Annotated in this window: 17 protein-coding genes; 8 read left to right on the top strand and 9 right to left on the bottom strand. The window is 68.5% G+C overall.

The genetic code is table 11. The features are described 5' to 3' along the window. The 4 genes from ABZ260_RS10300 to ABZ260_RS10285 form a co-directional block, all read right to left on the bottom strand. Positions 1-222 (bottom strand): hypothetical protein (locus ABZ260_RS10300; protein WP_355615365.1); only part of this gene is annotated, 222 nt, incomplete at its 3' end. A gap of 165 nt (positions 223-387) precedes the next feature. Then, a complete protein-coding gene (locus ABZ260_RS10295; RefSeq protein ID WP_355615362.1) occupies positions 388-960 on the bottom strand; it encodes a hypothetical protein in 573 nt (190 codons plus the stop codon). Between the two features lie 193 nt (positions 961-1,153). Then, positions 1,154-1,951, bottom strand: a complete 798-nt coding sequence (locus tag ABZ260_RS10290) for a tetratricopeptide repeat protein (RefSeq protein WP_355615359.1) — start codon at positions 1,949-1,951, stop codon at positions 1,154-1,156. A 165-nt stretch (positions 1,952-2,116) separates the two neighbouring features. After that, positions 2,117-2,590, bottom strand: a complete 474-nt coding sequence (locus tag ABZ260_RS10285; RefSeq protein WP_355615356.1) for a MarR family transcriptional regulator — start codon at positions 2,588-2,590, stop codon at positions 2,117-2,119. 69 nt (positions 2,591-2,659) lie between these two features. Here ABZ260_RS10285 and ABZ260_RS10280 point away from each other — a divergent pair, with 69 nt between their 5' ends. Next, complete coding sequence (locus tag ABZ260_RS10280) at positions 2,660-3,109, top strand: MarR family transcriptional regulator (RefSeq protein ID WP_355615353.1); 450 nt, start codon at positions 2,660-2,662, stop codon at positions 3,107-3,109. 27 nt (positions 3,110-3,136) lie between these two features. On the opposite strand, the gene ABZ260_RS10275 is transcribed toward ABZ260_RS10280, so the two are convergent. Both ABZ260_RS10275 and ABZ260_RS10270 read right to left on the bottom strand, forming a co-directional pair. Beyond that, positions 3,137-4,069 (bottom strand): oxidoreductase, encoded by a 933-nt coding sequence (locus ABZ260_RS10275; protein WP_355615350.1) that lies wholly within the window; start codon positions 4,067-4,069, stop codon positions 3,137-3,139. Further along, positions 4,066-4,557, bottom strand: coding sequence for a hypothetical protein (locus tag ABZ260_RS10270; RefSeq protein WP_355615347.1), 492 nt, complete (start codon positions 4,555-4,557; stop codon positions 4,066-4,068). Before ABZ260_RS10270 ends, ABZ260_RS10275 begins: the two co-directional genes overlap by 4 nt. A 284-nt stretch (positions 4,558-4,841) precedes the next feature. On the opposite strand from ABZ260_RS10270, the gene ABZ260_RS10265 reads away from it, so the two are divergent. Beyond that, positions 4,842-5,768 (top strand): superoxide dismutase, encoded by a 927-nt coding sequence (locus ABZ260_RS10265; protein ID WP_355615344.1) that lies wholly within the window; start codon positions 4,842-4,844, stop codon positions 5,766-5,768. Between the two features lie 69 nt (positions 5,769-5,837). Here ABZ260_RS10265 and ABZ260_RS10260 read toward each other — a convergent pair whose 3' ends face one another. Next, on the bottom strand, positions 5,838-7,700 hold the full coding sequence (locus ABZ260_RS10260) for an ABC transporter ATP-binding protein (protein WP_355615341.1): 1,863 nt from the start codon (positions 7,698-7,700) through the stop codon (positions 5,838-5,840). Further along, entirely contained in the window at positions 7,700-9,532 is a 1,833-nt protein-coding gene (locus tag ABZ260_RS10255; protein WP_355615338.1) for an ABC transporter ATP-binding protein, read from the bottom strand. The genes ABZ260_RS10260 and ABZ260_RS10255 overlap by 1 nt, the downstream gene beginning before the upstream one ends. A 340-nt stretch (positions 9,533-9,872) precedes the next feature. Between ABZ260_RS10255 and ABZ260_RS10250 the strand changes: the two genes are divergently transcribed. Beyond that, positions 9,873-11,126, top strand: coding sequence for an ATP-binding protein (locus ABZ260_RS10250; RefSeq protein ID WP_355615335.1), 1,254 nt, complete (start codon positions 9,873-9,875; stop codon positions 11,124-11,126). Positions 11,127-11,241: 115 nt separating this feature from the next. Here ABZ260_RS10250 and ABZ260_RS10245 read toward each other — a convergent pair whose 3' ends face one another. Beyond that, positions 11,242-11,694 carry a nucleotidyltransferase domain-containing protein gene (locus tag ABZ260_RS10245; RefSeq protein WP_355615332.1) on the bottom strand — a complete coding sequence of 151 codons (453 nt, stop codon included), beginning with the start codon at positions 11,692-11,694 and terminating at the stop codon, positions 11,242-11,244. A 300-nt stretch (positions 11,695-11,994) separates the two neighbouring features. Between ABZ260_RS10245 and ABZ260_RS10240 the strand changes: the two genes are divergently transcribed. The 5 genes from ABZ260_RS10240 (at position 11,995) to ABZ260_RS10220 (ending at position 18,364) form a co-directional block, all read left to right on the top strand. Continuing rightward, complete coding sequence (locus ABZ260_RS10240; RefSeq protein ID WP_355615329.1) at positions 11,995-12,492, top strand: SigE family RNA polymerase sigma factor; 498 nt, start codon at positions 11,995-11,997, stop codon at positions 12,490-12,492. Continuing rightward, complete coding sequence (locus ABZ260_RS10235) at positions 12,489-13,667, top strand: hypothetical protein (RefSeq protein WP_355615326.1); 1,179 nt, start codon at positions 12,489-12,491, stop codon at positions 13,665-13,667. The genes ABZ260_RS10240 and ABZ260_RS10235 overlap by 4 nt, the downstream gene beginning before the upstream one ends. Before the next feature lie 171 nt (positions 13,668-13,838). Then, on the top strand, positions 13,839-15,449 hold the full coding sequence (locus ABZ260_RS10230) for an ATP-binding cassette domain-containing protein (RefSeq protein WP_355615323.1): 1,611 nt from the start codon (positions 13,839-13,841) through the stop codon (positions 15,447-15,449). 63 nt (positions 15,450-15,512) lie between these two features. After that, positions 15,513-16,331 carry a hypothetical protein gene (locus tag ABZ260_RS10225; protein WP_355563633.1) on the top strand — a complete coding sequence of 273 codons (819 nt, stop codon included), beginning with the start codon at positions 15,513-15,515 and terminating at the stop codon, positions 16,329-16,331. Between the two features lie 185 nt (positions 16,332-16,516). Beyond that, positions 16,517-18,364: a sigma factor gene (locus ABZ260_RS10220; protein ID WP_355615320.1), complete on the top strand. Its 1,848-nt coding sequence runs from the start codon at positions 16,517-16,519 to the stop codon at positions 18,362-18,364. Positions 18,365-18,463: the final 99 nt, after the last annotated feature.

Below are 18,463 nucleotides of genomic sequence, written 5' to 3'. Positions count from 1 at the left end.
GGCGACGTGGCCGGCGTCCGGGAACTCGCGGTGGAAGGTGCTCACCCACGAGGCCACCGTTCCGGGGGCTGGCGGGGTGTCCAGCAGGATGAAGTTCCCCCAGTGATAGGTCGGGTTGGCGGGCGTCCGGACAGCCAGGTAACCGTCGCGCCGGTCGACGACGCTGCCTTGCAGCCCGAGCAACATCAGATCACTCTGGTATCCCAACGACCGCACAGCCATGGTCAAACCGTACCGGCGCCCTCATCGCCTCACCAGAACCCAGGTTTTCCAGATCGCCGGCCTGTTGAGCCAGGCCGGGCTGGTCATGCGTGCCCGGCTGCTGCGCGAGCCCAGTGAGAGCACGGAGACGACGCAGCAGGCCCGCCTGCCGGCCCACAGACTCGGTCACCGGCTCTTGGCGGGCTCTCCTTCCAGCGCGCTCCTGATCATGGCGAAGCTCTCCGTGATCTTCCCGGCGAGGCCGCGCGGGATCTCAAGGAAACCCACCGTGTCGGCGTCGGCCCAGTAGCAGTAGGTCCCGTCGTCGGTGTTCCGGCAGGAGGCCGCGCCGCGGAGTGGACCGGTTCCCACGTAGACCCAGTCCGTCTGCGGGTTCTCCCTCTCGCGGTCCTGAGCGGTCAGCCAGTCCACGGCGGCCTTGGGATCGGTCACCTCGGCCTGCGACCCGGTGGCGTAGAAGGATTTCAGGCGCGGGGTGTCCTGGTAGAACGTGGTGAGCTGGGTGCCGAGGATCTTGTGGTGCGGCCCGTCCGGGAGCTTGAAGCGTTCCTCGGCGGGGGTCACCGATACCAGGTCCAGTGCTCCGATCGCGGCGGGGAAGGGCGTCGCGAAGGTTCCCGGGGGTTTCGGCGGGTTCTGGGCCGATGAGGCGTCCTCCTGATCCGCTTCGACGGTGAAGGTACATCCCGCGAGAACGCCGACCGCGAGCGTCATGAGGGAGATTCTTGCGATGTTCATGGCGTGAGGATGATCCAGTGCACTTGTGCGCTGGTTGGATCTCTCTGGCACCTGATGGAAATCATCGCGATGGACGGGGCGCGGGTGCACGTATGTGACCTGGAGGCGCTGGACGGAACATCTGTCGTGGAAGTGAAGCCGGTCCTCGGCCGAGGAGTCGGGCGCTGAGCCGATCGGCGAGGGCCGATACGGGTCACGTCCTGCCGGGGGTGATCCCGCACCGTCGGAGCCGTTCGGCCTCGTCGGTGTGGCCGAGCCGTCTCAGCAGGCCGATCGCCTGGGCCAGAACGTCGGGGCGGCCCAGTTCGGCGGCGCTCAGGTAGGCAAGGACCGCTCTCTCCGCGTGACCGGTCTCGCAGAGCAGCAGGACCGCCCATATCAGGGCGTGCACGTCACCGGTCTCCGCCCGGGTCCGCAGCCAGGTGATCGCCTCCTGGGTACGGCCCGTCTCGTGCATCAGGTCGACCGCGTGCGCCAGGGCGTCGGGGTAACCCGCCTCGACGCGGGCCCGCAGCCAGGTGATCGCCTCCTCGGCCCGATCCAGCTGGTACAGCAGGACGGTGAGCCGCCTGAGGGCGTGGGTGTCGCCTGCCTCGGCGCGGGTCCGCAGCCAGGTGATCGCCTCCTCGGCCCGCTCGGACTCCTGGAGTAACTCGACCGCCTTCCACAGGGCGTCGATGTCACCGGTCTCCGCCCGGGCCCGCAGCCAGGTGATCGCCTCCTCGGTCCGGCCCACCCGCTGGAACAGCTCGACCAGCCGCCAGCAGGCGTCGGTGTTCCCGGCTTCCGCGGCGTGCCGGTAGGCGGCGATCGCCTCTTCGGTCCTGCCCGTCTCCTGCGGCTCGACCGGCCGCCGGACGTCGCGGACGCGTCCGGCGCCGGCGACGCGGTCGTGGTCTCCGGGCTGTCCCACCCCATCGGGGAGAGCAGCGGTCCGGTTGGAGATGTCGGGCGGCCGCCGGAGCTGACCGCCGCTCTCATCGCGGCTCATCACTCATTGCCACTCATCGCAACACATCACTCCGTATGGAGCCTGCGGACGGCGAAAATAGACGATATTAAGGTGACATAAGTAATTCTGCCATCTCGCGGAGATCGGTTTTCTGCCACCCTTCGGCGGGGCAATAATAGATATTTGAGTGTTGCCTAATATATTTTAGGTGATATTTCCGGGATTGGTGGGTGATTTTGCGGGCTCCGCCGGGCCCGTCAGGTTGGCCGACATCCGGGTCAGGACGTCGATCGTGGCCAGGTACTCCTCGGCGCTGATCCCCTCGGTGAGGCGGGCACGGTCGGCGTTCACCTGCCGTCGTAACTCCTCGTGCGCCCGGATCCCGGCGGTGGTGAGGGTCGGCCGCTCCGCTGCTCCCTCCAGCCAGCCCCGCTCGCGCAGGTCGTCCGCCACCGGGCGCAGGGAGGGCCACCGGTCGTCAAGGAAGGGGGCGAGGGCGATGTCGAGGTCGGCGAGGGTGGGGGAGTCGGTGGCGATGACGTTCAGCACCTGCCAGTGGCGGCGGGTCAGGCCCTGGCCGGCGAGGAGGCCGTCGAGGGAGCCCTCGACGAGGCCGTGCAGGTGCTTGATCCAGTAGCCGATGGGACGTCTCTGGCCGGTGATCTCGGAGATGTTCACGGTGCCGCCTTCCTCGGTCGATACATGTACTTTGACAATAACATGTATTAGTACATGTATCATTGAGGCATGGAAGATCCTCAGGTGGCCGCCGTCGAGCGGGCGATGGTGGCGATCCGGCGCAGCCAGACCCGCCGCGCCCTCCAGCGCCTCGCGGGTGACGTCGAGCTCGACCCCGCACTCTTCGGGGTGATCGACGCTGTGGAGGAAGGGGCGGAGGCCGCGACGGTGACCTCCGTCGCCGGTCGGATGGGCGTCGACCAGCCCCGCGCCAGCCGACTGGTGGCCAGGGCCGTCGAGGCGGGGCTGTTGCGCAGGGTGGCCGACCCGGCTGACGGCCGCCGCAGCACGCTGGAGCTCACCGAACTGGGCGCCGGGCACGCCGAGCGGGTCCACCGCTTCCGCCGTGAGGTCTTCGACGCGGCGATGTGCGGCTGGTCCGAGCACGAAAGGCGGGAGTTCGCCCGCCTGCTCACGGTCTTCGTCGCAGAGCTGGGCCGACGCCACCGGGAAGGCTGACTCCTCTTTCCGCGGTGGGTCCGCCGATCAGGCGAGTTCGTCCAGCCGGGCGATGTCGCTCTCGGTCAGCCGCAGGTCGGCCGCGGCGACGTTCTCCTCCAGGTGTGCCACGGAGCCGGTGCCGGGGATCGCGAGGGTGACCGGGGAACGGGCCAGCAGCCAGGCGAGCGCCACCTGGGTGCGGGTCGCGTCATGACGCCCGGCCACCTCGTCGAGCGTCCGCTGCTGCTCCTCGGTGGGCGCCATGCCCGGCGGGGCCTGTGAGGTGTCCAGTCCCGGCTTGAGCATTCCCGCCGCGAGGGGGAAGTAGGGAACGAAGGCGATGCCATGCTCCTCGCAGGCGGTGAGGACGTCCTCGCTGTCCCGGTCGAAGAGGTGGAACCGGTTCTGTACCGCGACCACGGGGGCGATCTCGCGGGCCTCGGCGAGCTGGGCGGCGGTGACCCCGCTGAGCCCGAGATGCCGGATGAGACCGCGCCGGTGCAGGTCGGCGAGCGTGCCGAAGGAGTCGGCGAAGGGGGTTTCGCCGGGGAAGAGCAGGCCGTCGCCGCCGACTCGCAGATAGACCAGATCGAGGCGGGCCGCGCCGAGCCGGGACAGGTTCTCCTCGATCTGCTCGCGCAGCTCGGCCGGCGTGGCGGCGGCGTTCCACGACCGCCACTCGTCCCTGACCACGCCGACCTTGGTGGCGATCACGAGGTCGTCGGGGTAGGGATGGAGTGCCTCGCGGATGAGGTCGTTGGCCACGTGCGGGCCGTAGAAGTCGCTGGTGTCGATGTGCCTGACGCCGAGTTCGACGGCTCGGCGCAGCACGGCCAGGGCGGCCGCCGGGTCCTTCGGCGGTCCCCAGACACCGGGGCCCGGCAACTGCATCGCCCCGTAACCGAGCCGGCTGACGGTTGCTCCTTCGGCGAGGCGTAGCAGGCCGCCGGGGGCGGTGGTGGCGCGGTCGATGGTCATGCGTGATCCCTTCGTGCCGGCTGCTGTGCCGCTGTGGCTCGACCGGAGAGCCGGGCACGGATGGAGGCGGTGGTGATGCCGCCGTCGGGATGGCGTTCGAGCTTGCCGCGACTGGCGAGGTCGTGAACGCCCTGGCGCGTGATGCCGAGCATGGCCGCCGCCGCCGAGGAAGGCACCGCGACGGCGGCCGGATGTCCCGCACGCCGGGCCACGGCCCGGCCAAAGGGAGTCGCCCACCATCCGGCCGGTGGATCAAAGGGGGCGTCGCTGGGATACAGGGCGCTGACCAGGCGGATCGCGGTGTACGCGGCGGCCTGGTCGTCTTCCCCCAGCAACACCTCGGCCCATGCCCGGGACTCCGTCACCAGACGCTCCCCGAGCAGTTCGCCGGTGCCGAAGAGGATGTCCAGCGGATCGAGCAGCCTGCTGCCGACGACCCTCCTCAGATCGCCCGCGAGTATCTCGTGCGCTTCGGTCCAGGCGGTCACTGCCCCTCCTTTGCTTGACGTATGACGTCAAGTACTTGTCGCCAACTATCAAGTACTTGACGTCATACGTCAAGCACTTCTCCGGATCTTCGAATGGAGCCGATGCTCGCGGTGGCGTACGCCGGGGTCGGCCGATCCGGGCGGGGCTCCGTACCCCGACGACGTGAGCCGGCTACGGCCGGTCTCCCGGCGGTCCGAAGTTCGCGATCTTCTGCGCCGCGGTGCGAGATCGCGTTCTGTGAGCCGCCTTTCCCGGAACGGTATGGGGAGGAATAGTGAGATTCATGAGACCTGTGATCCTCACGACCGCACTGTGCGCCATGCTCGTCGGCCTGTTAGGCGCTCCCGCACAGGCCGACACCACGACTCCCCTCGCGGGCTTCCCGCTGCCCGCGGGATTCCAGCCGGAGGGCATCGCGATCGGACCCGGACCGGTGGCCTTCTTCGGCTCGCGGGCGACCGGCGCGATCTACCGGGCCGACCTGCGTACGGGCAGGGGAAGCGTGCTCAGCGACGGGCCGGGCACCCCGTCGCTCGGGCTGAAGACCGACGCGACGGGACGGCTGTTCGTCGCCGGCGGCACCGGCGGCGACGCACGCGTGATCGACACCCGTACCGGCAGGCTGCTCAAGAGCTACTCGCTCGTGAGCGGAGCCGCCTTCGTCAACGACGTCGTACTGGCCCGGAAGGCGGCCTGGTTCACCGATTCCACCAATCCCGTTCTCTACCGGCTCAGGTTGGGCGCGGGCGGCACCCTGCCGGCCACGGCCGACACGGTGCCGCTGACCGGTGCCATCGAGTACGGCCCGGGTATCAACGCCAATGGCATCGCCGAGACCCCCGACGGTAGATCGCTGCTCATCGTGCAGTCCAACACCGGACGGCTGTTCAAGGCCGACCCGGTGACGGGCGTGACCACGTCGGTGGACCTGGGCGGTGAATCCCTCGTCAACGGCGACGGCCTGCTGCTGGTCGGCCGCACTCTGTACGTCGTGCAGAACCGGCTCAACGTCGTGACCGCGGTACGGATGAGCCGGGACGGCTCCTCGGGACGGGTCGTCGACCGGCTCACCGACCAGCGTTTCGACGTGCCGACCACGGTGGCGAGGTTCGGTGATCGGCTCTACCTGCCGAACGCCCGCTTCACGACGCCACCCGAGCCGAACACCCCCTACGACGTGGTCGGGATCCGCGTGGCGCGGGCACGCTGACCGTCCTGGCGGGCTGCTCGAATCGTGGATCCCCGGCCCGTGCCCGGGCCCCGGTTCGAGCAGCCTCGATCACGCGGAGCCGGTGACAGGGCCGGTAACGGGGCCGGTGACGGGGCCGGTGACGGAGACGAACCCGGAACCGGGACGGTAGTCGGGGGACTGGTGCCTGAAGTAGGTGTTGTAGACCTGGCAGTAGTGACCACCGCGAGCCAGCAGCGTGCTGTGGTCGCCCTCCTCGACGATCCGGCCGTGATCCAGCACGATGATGCGATCGACGTGCTCGATCGTGGACAACCGGTGTGCGATGACGATGGAGGTGCGGTCGGCCAGCACCCGGTCCAGGCCCTCCTGGATCTGGGCCTCGGTCAGCGGATCGACACTGGCGGTGGCCTCGTCCAGGACCACGATCGCCGGATCCTGGATGAGCAGGCGGGCCAGCGCGACGAGCTGGCGCTGGCCCATGGACAGGGCGCGGCCGTGTTCGCCGACATCGGTCCGCAGGCCGTCGGGCAGGGCGTCGATCCAGTCGCCGCCGCCGACCGCCGTGGCGGAGGCGAGCACCTCCTCGTCGCTCGCCTCCGGCCTCGGGTATCTGATGTTGTCGGCGACAGTGCCGCTGAACAGGAACGGAACCTGGGGAACCGCGCCGATCTGCCGCCGGTACCCGGCCAGATCCAGCGTGCGGATGTCGCGATCGTCGATGCTCAACCGGCCGTCCTGGAACTCGTAGAACCGGGTGATCAGCTTGCTGAGCGTCGACTTGCCCGCACCGGTGTGACCGACCAGCGCGACGCTCTCGCCCGCCTCGATGGTGAGGTTGAAGTCCCACAGGACGGTGTTGTCGGCTTCGTAACCGAACCGGACGTCGCGGAACTCGATGCGGCCCGCCAGCCTGCCGACCGGCTGAGGGTCGGTCTGCACGACCCGGGGTGGCGCGTCGATCAGGGCGAAGACCCGCTCTGACGCGGACAGGCCCTGCTGGAACTGGGACCAGAACGCGGCGATGGAGGTCAGCGGGAACCAGAAGAGCGCGACCCCCTGGAGGAAGAGGTACCAGTCGCCGGCGGACAGGCCGCCGCCGAGCACCGTGGTACCGCCCAGTTGGACGAGCGCGACCGTGGCCAGCCCGGCGACGAGAAAGAGCACCGGGAAGATGCCGGAGAAGACGAAACCCTGCCTGAGCGTCACCTGGTAGCTCTGCTCGTTGATGGGCCGGAACTCGTCGTAGACCCGCTGCTCCTGGCGGAAGTTCTTGGCGACGGTGATTCCGCCCATGGTCTCCTGCAGGGTGGCGTTCACCCGGCTCAGCGAGCGTTGCGCCCTGCGGGTGCTGCTGCGGGCGACCCGCCGGAACAGCAGCGCGATGCCCACCACGACCGGCACCACGAGAAGGGTCAGCAGGGCGAGCTCGACGCTGCGCAGGAAGAGCAGGATCGTGACGAAACCCACCATCAACACCTGGCTGATCAGGTCCATCGTCAGGGTGGAGACGGTCGCGAAGTCATCGGTGTCGGAGGTGACCCGGCTGACGATCTTGCCCGACGGGTTCTCGTCGTAGAACGACAGGTCACGCTTGAGTACGGCGTCGAACGCGTCCTCGCGGAGACGCAGGACGACGTCTCCGGTGACCTTCGCGCTGTACCACTGGCGGACGAAGTTGAACAGCCAGCCGAGCACCCCGGCGAGCAGCAGGCCGGCGGCGAGCTGCCGGCCCACATCGGCGATCGTGCCGCTCTCGATCCCGTCCACGCCCCAGCTGACCAGCAACGGCATGGCCGCCTGGGTCAGTGAGAAGAGCACGATCATGATCGCGACCAGGACCATCGCGCCCAGCTTCGGCCGGAAGTAGGACAGGATCCGGCGGAGTAGATCACGATCGTTGTAGGTGCGGTCGTAGTCCTCGGCGTCGAGGCCGTCCATGATGAAGCCCATCAGCCCTGCCCTCCCTGCTCGCCCGCGAGGACCACGCCCGGGTCGGTGGTGCCCGCCAGGTCGACCTCGTCGTAGTGGGCGAAGATCCGCCGGTAGAGGCGACTGCGGGCGAGCAGTTCGTCGTGCGTGCCGTAGTCGACCAGCTCGCCTCGGCGGAGCAGCAGAACCTTGTCGGCCCAGCGGATCTGGGAGAGCCGGTGGGTGATCAGGAGCGTGGTGCGCCCGTCGAGAACGCGGTCGACGGCCTGCTGGATCCTGTCCTCCGTGGCGGAGTCGATCGCACTCGTCGAGTCGTCGAGCACGAGGATCGCCGGATCCGTCAGCAGGGCCCGTGCGATGGCCAGGCGCTGGCGCTGGCCGCCGGAGAGGGTGATGCCGCGCTCACCGATGACCGTGTCGTAGCCGTCGTCGAGCTCGCCGATGAACTCGGCGGCCTGGGCCTCCTCCGCCGCCTTCACGACGGCGCTCCGCTCCACCTGCTGGCCAAGCCCGAAGGCGATGTTCTCGGCCACCGACCTGGAGAACAGCACGATGTCCTGCTCGATGGTGGAGATCTGGGAGCGCAGCGAGTCGAGGTCCCACTCGCGCACGTCCACGCCGTCCACCAGGATCCGGCCGGCGGTGACGTCGTAGATCCGGGGGACCAGCTTCGTCAGGGTGCTCTTGCCCGAGCCGGTCTCGCCGACGATCGCCACGGTCTCGCCCGGCTGCACGGTGAACGTCACCCCGCGCAACACCTGATCGTCCTCTCCGTAGCCGAACGTCACGTTCTCGAAGTGGATCGCCCCGCTGATCGGTGCGGCGTGGCCGTCGGCGCGCCGCCCGAATTCGGTCTCGGTGTTCATGATGCTCAGGATCCGGCGGGCGGACACGATGCCGAGCTGGACCAGTGAGAAGGTGAAGATCGACATATTGGTCGGGAAACCGATCATGCTCACCAGGCTCATGAAGGCGACCAGCTCGCCGATCGTGATGTCGCCCGCGGCCTGGAGGTAGAGGCCGTGCCAGAGCGCCCCGGCCATCGCGAAGGCGAAGAGCAGGGTCGGCAGGTAACGGGCCTGGACCAGGCCGTTGCGGACGAAGGAGTCGCGATAGCGTCGCGCGCGCGCCCGGAACCGCCGTCGCTCCTGGTCCTCCTGCGCGGACACCTTGATGACCTCGATGCCGCGGACCGCCTCGTTCAGCCCGGCGTTGAGATCGCCGAACTGCTCGCGCATGCGGGTCGCCACCGGGTTGAGCTGCCTCATGTAGTGCCAGAGTGCGAGAACGAAGACGATCGCGAAGACGCCGGGCACCAGCAGCAGCCGCGGGTCGATCGCGGCGATGAAGACCAGGGGCACCAGGCCGGTCAAGCTGGAGTCGACGATCAGGTCGATGCCCGGGGAGATCATGATGGAGAGCTGCCGGATGTCGTTGGCCGCCCGCGCCATCAGGTCGCCGACCCGCTGCCTGTTGTGGAAGGTCTGGCTCTTGCCGAGCAGGCTGACGTAGAGCTCGTCCCTGGTGTCCCGCTCCAGCCGCTTGGCCAGAACCTCGCTGGCCAGGCGTGCGATGAGGTCGAAGGCGCCGCGGGCCAGCACGATCGCCAGCAGTCCCAGCGAGATCAGGCCCAGTTCCCGCGCCCCGCCGCCGTTCTCGCCCAGCACGGTGTCGAAGGCCGCGCCGGTGAGCCCGGGGACCGTGGCGTTGAGCACGACCATGATCAGCGATGCGCCGAGGAATCCGGTCAGCTGGAGCGGATGGCGGCGAACATGGGACCAGAACCAGCGCACCGGACCTCGCCTGTCATGCGGGCGACCGGAGACGGAGAACTCCGAACTGCTGATGGTCACAGGTTCGCTCCCAGGCAGGTCGAGGATGAAAGTCGAACCTGTTTTCTATCACCGGCCACCGACGACTTCACACGAATTATTTCCGCCTCGGCGCGTCACGCGATCCCCGGCCCACCGCTCTCTGGCCGCCGGCTCGTCTCACCTGGATGCCCCGCTGCCGGAGCGAGGGCGCGGGAGAGGGGACCGGGATATCTGCTCAGATGTCGGTCGCAGGCCCTTGGTCTGCCGGTTTTTCTTCTCGCCAAATGTCGGCGATGAGTATGCGATCTGTCGGTTTTAAGCGCCGTCAAATGTCGGTCGGGCTTTATGCTGGGCTCGACCGCCGCAGAGGGGAGCCGCAGTGTCCGAGCTGGTCTCACGTCGGGTAACCGGTCATGCCGAGGAGTTCCTCGACGCCTTCAGGGTGGTGATCGTCAACGGACCGAGGCAGTCGGGCAAGACCACTCTGCTTCGGCAGCTCAACGAGGGGAGAGAGGGGACTTATCTCACCCTGGACGATGGCTCGTTGAGATCGGCGGCGCAGGCCGATCCCGCTGTCTTCATCGCCGACGGGGCGCGTCCGATGATGATCGACGAGATCCAGCGGGGAGGAGACGACCTGATTCTGGCGATCAAGGCGGAGGTCGATCGGAAGACCGAGCGAGGGCAGTTCGTTCTGGCGGGTTCCACCAGGTTCCTGTCCACGCCGTCGTTGAGCGAGTCGCTTGCCGGGCGCGCGGGCATCCTTGAGGTCTGGCCTTTCGCCCAGGAGGAGCTTGTCGGAACGGGCGAGTCCTTTCTTGTGACGGCCTTCAACGATCCTGAGGCGCTGCGGTCCTCGTCGCTCAGTGACTACAGCCGAAGGGACTACTTCGAACTGGTCTGCCGAGGTTTCTATCCGGAGGCGGTTGCGATGGGGTCGGAGTTCACCCGGGACAGGTGGTACCGGACCTATGTTCAGTCGGTCATCGACACCGACATCAGGGAGATGGCGCGAGTCGATGAGCCGAGCAGTCTCCGGCAACTGCTCAACCTCGCCGCGGCGAGTACGGCGCAGGAGCCGAACATGGTCAAGATCGGCAGTGATCTCCAGCTCCACCGGAGTACGGTCAACCGTTATGTCGGCCTGCTGGAGACCGTCTTCCTGATCCGTCAGGTCCCGGCCTGGTCTCGGAACCTTGTGGCCCGGGCGGTTCGCCGTCCCAAGCTGCACGTCACCGATACCGGCCTCGCCGCTCATCTGATCGGTGTCGACGCGGACGGTCTGGCTTCCAGGGTCTCGCCCGCACGAGGCCCTCTCATCGAGTCGTTCATCGTTAACGAGATCGCGAAGCAGGCGACGTGGGCGCCGTTCCGAGTCGGACTCCATCACTGGAGGGTCAGCCAGGGCGCTGAGGTCGACCTCGTACTCGAACGGAACAACGGACGGATCGTCGGTGTGGAGGCCAAAGCCACCGACTCTGTCAACAAGGACGACTTCAAGGGCCTGGTGGCTCTACGCGAGAGCCTCGGCGAAGATTTCGTGCACGGTTTCGTCTTCTACACCGGAGTGAGATCGTTGTCTTTCGGAGACCGGCTGACCGCGTTGCCCCTCAGTGCCCTCTGGGACAGGTAGTGCTTCGGGGGTGACCAGACGGGCCCCACGTCACAGTGCTCTCGGCTCGGCGGCACCCGCTCCAACTGGCCGGCAGTCAGCATCGCGTCGATCCGGCCGCGTCCTTGCATCCATCTCACGATGTTCTCCGGTTCTGAATCAGGAGGGGCCTGCTCCGCAGGGACATCACGAACGGGTCGCCCTGGTCGGCATGCCACGACGTCGGCGAGATCCGGCTGATGTTCACCTCGCGGCCGAGGAGGCGTTCCGCCGCTCGTGCCGCGTCGTACAGTTCGTCCTCGTCCGGGGAGCCCACCACGAGGACGTCGATGTCACGCGGGGGCGGCCTGGTCTGGTGCGCGTGCCGGGCGGCCCAGGAGCCGTAGATGTACGCTTCATCGACGCCCGGGATCGGCTGGAGGAGGGGCGGCAGGATGGCTGCCGGGCCGAAGGTCACCGCCAGCAGGTCGGTGAGCGGCTTGGCGACGATCGCGATGCCGTGCCGTACCAGCGGAAAATCCGGGTGCCCGTAGGCGAAACCGGCGGGTACGCTGCGCGAAGACCTTTGGAGGGGATCGTCGTGGCGCACGTTGAGGTCGGGCAGCCCACCTGCGAACCATGACCCCTTGAACGGTGAACCTGGCCCCCGTGGGGGAGGGGATGATGTGCCCGGGCTGTCAGGTGCATGTCAGCCACGGGGCGGTGTCGCAGGTGCGGTTGGAAGTGAGGGACCTTGGCTGCTCATGAGGGATAGCGCTCCGTCCCGCTTCGCCGGGAAGGATGTCAATCCGCCGTCCTGAGGCAACCTGATCGGTGGGACAGGCATGGAATAGGCATGCAGTCTGAGATCAGGAGTGTGATGGAGGAATCGCCACCGGAGCTCCATGCGGTGGCCGATCCGGCCGACGTCATCGTCACCGATTTGTTCATGACCCACCGTCTCGGCCTCGTCCGCTTCGCTTTTCTGCTGGTGGGGGACCAGGAAACGGCCGAGGACATCGTGCAGGATGCTTTCGCGGCGGTTCACCGCCGGTGGAGCCGATTGACCGACCACGGTCAGATGCTGCCCTATCTGCGGACGGCCGTGCTCAACGGTTGCCGCATGGTCCACCGGCGCCGGGCGATCGCCCGGCGTTTCGGTGGTGATCGGAAAGTGCCGTTCTGGTCCGCGGAGGCCGAGGCTTTGCTGGGGGAGACCCGTCGCGAGGTGTTTCTGGCCGTACGCGCTCTGCCGCGCCGTCAGCGTGAGGCGGTGGTGCTGCGCTACTACCTCGACCTGTCGGAGGGGGACATCGCCGAGGTCATGGGTGTCAGCCGTGGAACGGTGAAGTCGACCACGTCCCGCGCGCTCAAGACGCTCGCTGTGAAACTGGAGGAGGAGCGATGACTTCGCAGATCGAAGACCGGCTCCGCGACGCCTTTACCGCCGGGGCTGGACTGGTGGGCGCTGAGACCCTGCGCCCCTCCGACCAGGCGGTACGGCCGAAGGCCCTTCGTCGCCTTCGTGGATCTTTTCGCATGGCTCCGCTGCTGGCTGCTCTGGCCGTCGTGGTGGTGAGTGTCGCCGTCGCGGCTGGGTTGCGTGGGTCGGGTCCGGTACGGCCCGCGCTGGAAGGTTTGTCCGGCCCTCGTTTCCTGCTGACCGCCGGAAATGACGGGTTGATGGTCCGCGACGCCCACAACGGTAAGATCACCGACCGGGTTGTGATGCCTCGATCCCCGGAGGGAAGCACCCGGGGCGTGCCCGGCGGATATCTGCTCGCCGGAACCGGAGAGGGCAAAACGTTCTACGTTGCCCAGAGCGTGCGGTCCCGCCAAACGACGGTGAGCACCACATGGTTCTACCGACTACGGATCGACGAGCGGGGGAAGGTCGCCGAATTGGCGCGCGATGTGATCCCCCCTGTGACCGGTACGACCGCGTCCTCCCTCGCTGTCACGGACGACGGCACCCGACTTGCCTACAGCGTTGACGGCAAGGTGTGCGGTAAGGACAAGAGGCTGCGCTTCTGTCCCGGCGCTCGACTCACGGTCGTCGATCTGCCCGCCGGGACGACGCGCACCTGGGCGACGAACGCCGCCGGAAGCCTCTGGAGCCTGTCGTGGGCGGCCGACCGCCGCATGCTGGGCTTCGTGGTCATGTCTCAGGCCCGGGCCCTTGACACGACCGCCGCCGGTGACACGCTCGGAACCAGCCGGACGGTGGCTCAGGGGGTGGATGCCCCGGAGGCCACGGCGATCAGCCCGGACGGTCACAGGATGCTGGTCGGCCGTAAGTACCTGTCCGATGGCCGGGGACCGCACCGCTACACGATCGAGGAGTACTCCGTCATGGACGGTCGGAAGATCCGTACGCTTTTCAGCGCGGAGCACCCCGACAAGAACATCCCCTGGTGGAACCTGATCCGCTACGACGCCACCGGGCGCCACCTGCTCTTCAAGGGAAACTTCTACCCGCTGAGCAGGCTGGACGATGGTCAGGTGACCGTCCTCGTCCGTCCACAGCCCTTGGACCCGGGTTTCCCGGATGCCGCACCGCAGGAGATCTCGGCGGCCTGGTAACGCTGGTCCGCCCCGAGTCATGATCACAAACCGCGTGGACGCCTAGATGCTCCGTGGTAGCGGGACCGCCTGATCTCAGGCGGTCCCGCAACCGCCGTACCGGGAAAACGAGGATGCCCGTGGGCGAAAACGACGGGTACCCTGCGCGAGGGCCTAGGGAAGGGAATTGTCGTGGGGCACGTTGAGGTCGGTCATCTGACGTACGTTCTGCCGGACGGGCGGCCGTTGCTGGACGACGTGTCCTTCCGGGTCGGCGAGGGGGTCAAGGCGGCGCTCGTCGGGCCCAACGGGGCGGGCAAGACGACGCTGATGCGGCTGATCGCGGGTGACCTGCAGCCGGTCGACGGGAGCGTCGCCAGCTCCGGCGGCCTGGGGATCATGCGGCAGTTCATCGGCAGCATCCGGGACGGCCGGTCCGTGCACGACCTGCTGGTCAGCGTCGCCCCTCAGCGGGTGCGGGAGGCGGCGGCGAAACTCGAGGCCGCCGAGCTCGTGATGATGGAGCGCGAGGACGAGAAGGCCCAGATGCGCTACGCGCAGGCCATCACCGACTACAGCGACGCCGGCGGCTACGACATCGAGGTGCTCTGGGACACCTGCACGATGGCCGCGCTCGGCATGCCGTACGACGACTGCAAGTACCGCGAGGTCAACACGCTGTCGGGTGGTGAGCAGAAGCGGCTGGTGCTGGAGGCGCTGCTGCGCGGCCCCGACCAGACGCTGCTGCTCGACGAGCCGGACAACTACCTCGACGTGCCGGGCAAGCTCTGGCTGGAGCAGGCGCTCCGCGAGACCCCCAAGACGGTGGTGCTGGTCAGCCACGACCGGCAGCTCCTGGCCAACGCGGCGGACCGGATCATCACTGTCGAGTCCGGCAACATCTGGGTCCACGGCGGGGGGTTCGGCGGCTACGCCCAGGCGCGCAGGGAGCGCAACGAGCGCCTCGACGAGCTGAAGAAGCGCTGGGACGAGGAGCACGCCAAGATCAAGCGGCTGGTCCTGATGCTCAAGCAGAAGGCCAAGTACATGGACACCATGGCCGCCGCCTACCACTCGGCCCAGACCCGGTTGCGCAGGTTCGAGGAGGCCGGGCCACCGGAGGCGGCGCCCAAGGAGCAGTTCATCAGCATGCGGCTGAAGGGCGGCCGGACCGCCAAGCGGGCGGTGATCTGCGAGCGGCTTGAGCTCACCGGCCTGATGAAGCCGTTCGATCTGGAGATCTGGTACGGCGAGCGGGTCGCGGTGCTGGGCTCCAATGGCTCGGGCAAGTCGCACTTCCTGCGCCTGATCGCCGGGGAGGAGGTCAGGCACACTGGGGTGGCCCGGCTCGGCGCCCGGGTCGTTCCCGGGCATTTCGCTCAGACGCACGCCCGTCCAGAGCTCATCGGCCGGACGCCCTGCGAGATCGTCATGACCGAGCACGCCCGGCTCAAGAACGAGGCGATGAAGGCGCTGTCCCGATACGAACTGGCCGGAACCATCGCCGAGCAGCGCTTCGAGACCCTCTCCGGTGGCCAGCAGGCCCGGCTGCAGATCCTGCTGCTCGAACTGTCCGGCACCACCCTGCTGTTGCTGGACGAGCCGACGGACAACCTCGACCTGGCCAGTGCCGAGGCTCTCCAGGAAGGGCTGGACGCCTTCGACGGGACCGTGGTCGCCGTCACCCACGACCGTTGGTTCGCTGATGACTTCGACCGCTATCTGGTCTTCGGTGCCGATGGAAAGGTCTACGAATCATCCGAACCGGTATGGGATGAGACCAGGGTGGTCCGCCAGAGGTAAAGACTCGGGTCGTTCCCGGCGCGTCGGAGTGGGAGGGGTACCGCCACCGGTTATCACGGCTAGGTGACGCACAGCACCCGAATCGTCGGCGCCCTCGCCCTCCTCCTCCTCATCGGAAGTGCCGGATGCACCGATGAGGAGGAGAAGCAGAAGCGGGCCGCCGCGCTCCAGCCGATCGCGGTCAGAGAACAGGCATCGTCCATCGTCAAGGGTGACGATGGGTATGTGGTGAACTGGGCAGGAGTGCTGGCCAACACCAACCCGTGGCACTTCGGCGAGCACATCGTGGCCACCGTGGTGGCCAAGAACGCCGAGGGCAAGGAGGTGGTCCGGCTGGAACAACCGCTGGACGCGGTGCCTCCCGCCGGAACCCTGCCCTTCACCGGCCAGGTGGTGACCCAGGACAAGCCCGCCAACGTGAGCATCGCGTACCGCCCGGCACGCTGGCACCTGGCCGGCCGGATCGTCTCGGCCTTCCAGCCCTTCCCGGTCCGCGGCGTGCTGACCGACCGCACCGCCGACGGCAACTATCTCGTCACCGGCTACGTCGGCACCCCGTACGTGATGCCGACCCGCAGCCTGGCCGTCACCGCGCTTCTGCGCGACAAGCAGGGCAAGCTGCTCGGCGGTGGGAGCACGTTCGTGGACAACCTCCAGGCGGGTGAGAACCGCCGGTTCATCCTGCAGATCAAGAGCGTCCAGAACACCCGCGACATCGCCTCCGCCGAGGTGACCGCGCGGACCTGGGGGTCGAGCAGCCGCCCCTTCGAACAGCTCGCCCTCGGCGGCGCGCTGCCCCTGCACACGGTCAAGCCGAAGATGCCCCCGTTCGCCAAGGACCGGGGCAGGCAGGCCCCGCTCGCGAACGCCGGCCACCCGTGATCGGGAATCCTCTCCATGACATACCGATAAGCGCGATTAATTCAGCTAAATGGCTATTCTTCAACATTTATGACTACGGGTCGCGAGGAGTGGTTTACTGGATTCGTTGACTCCATGGAGACAGTTGGCATCAACATGGAGAAATGGCTGGAACTTATAGTTGCCAACCGTTTACCTTCGGTTGCATGACTGACGGTGTCCTGGTCGAAGCACTGCGTGCGAGGGAGCCTGCGGCCCTTTCCGGCCTCTACGACTCGTATGCGGAAAGCGTCTACCGATACTGCCATTCAATGCTCGGCACCTCGGCGGGTGCGGAACCGGCGTTCCTCGACACCTTCGTCGCGGCCGAGGCCCATATTCACGCGCTCGCCGACTCCCGTCGGCTGGAGGCGTGGCTGTACGCACTCGCTCGGGGGGAGTGCGTACGGCGCGATCCTGCTGGGGAGCCTGACCCGCAGGTCCCCGTTCCGGCGGACGCCGGCGAGGCGGACCTGCGGGTGATGGCGTGGAACGCCACCCGGAGCCTGTCGCCCGAGGACCGGGAGGTCCTCGACCTGAGCTGCCGGCACGGATTCGGGCCCGTCGACCTCGCCGCGGTCCTGGGCGTCACCACCAAGGTCGCGGCCGCGCGGTACGAATCGGCGAGGGAGCAGCTGCGCGACGTCGTCACCGCGGAGGTCCTCGTCCGCAAGGGACCCCACGACTGCGCGAGCCGAGCCCGCATGCTGACCGGTTTCACCGGGGAGCTCACCGCGCGGACGCGCGAGCGGGTGATCCGCCACGTGAACCGGTGCGACACCTGTGCCCCGCACCGGGTCAGGCAGGTCTCCGCGGCCAAGGTCTTCGACCTGCTCCCGGTGGTCGCGCCGCCGCCGACGCTGCGCGCGCGGGTGATGGACTGCTTCTCCGACCCCGCGCGGATCCCCTACCGGCACGACGTCGCCCACCGGGTCGGCCCCCTCGACGGTGCCGGGTTTCCCGCCGGTACGGCGCGCGGAGGTCGTCGCCGGTCCTACGTGATGGCCGGTACGGCGGCCGCGGTCGCCGCGTCGGTGGCGCTCGCTCTGCTCCTCACCCAGACCACTCTCCTGTCCGAAGACGCGAGCCCCGGTGTCGCCTCGGAGGCGTTCTCGGCGTCGGCGGAGCCTCCGGCCGCCCAGCGGCCGGATGAGCACCAGCGGCCGGAGGAGCACCGACGGGCGGACGCGCCGCAGGCGCCGGCGCCCGTCCGCGCGGAAACGGCCGTCGGGCGGACCGGCTCGCCCGGAGTGACGGAGCCGGTCGGCGTCACCGGGCCCGGCCCCGAGATCGACCGTCGGGTGCCGGTGCCGGGCTCGACCGGCCACCCGGCGGAGACCCCGCCCCCACCACCGGGCAACGGACCTTCGACCGGCGGACCCCCGACCGGCGGACCCCCGACCGGCGGACCCCCGACCGGCGGACCTTCGACCGGCGGGCCGTCGGGTGGCGGGCCGGTGCTGCCGGGGGCTCCCGGGGTCGATGCGCCGGACAGCCGCCTCCCGCACCGTGACCATCACGGACACCGGTCCTTCCGCCCCTGCCGCGACACACGATCGACGGACCCGGGCGGCCCGCAGGCGAACCCGGCGCCTTGGCGGGGCAGCCCGAGGCCCCCGCGAGGAGAGCACAGGCCACCCCGGGTGACCCCCCGGCCCCATCAGGAGACCCCGAGACCCCCGCAGGCGGACCCCCGGCCGCCGCGGGCGAATCCTCGGCCGCCGTATGCCGATCCCATGCCGCCGCTCGCCGGTCCGCAGGCTCCGTCCGCCGGCCCCGGGCCGTCGCGGGGAGACCTGAGACCTCCGGGTTCCGGGCCGCGGGGAGACCTCGGCCAGCCGCGGGCCGCTCAGCGGCGGTCCCCGGACGCCTCCCGGCCGGCATTCACCGGATCGAATCCCGCTCCACCCCCGCCGCCCGGCTCTCCCGCGTTCTCCGGCCCTTCCACCTCACCGGAAGGGCCGGTCACGCCCCTCGCCGAGCGGCCTCCGGGCGGCAGGACACCTGCCGTCTGAGGGTCGAGACGCTTTCGGCATCCCTTCGGCGGTACGGGCCGAGCCCCTCACGAGCGACGGTATTGTGGCGGGCGGTGACTACGTGGCGTGAGTGCCATG

Source organism: Streptosporangium sp. NPDC006013, from assembly GCF_040614275.1.
Classification (GTDB): Bacteria; Actinomycetota; Actinomycetes; order Streptosporangiales; family Streptosporangiaceae; genus Streptosporangium.
The sequence above is the reverse complement of the archived record's forward strand: the minus strand, read 5'-3'. Positions and strand labels throughout refer to the sequence as shown.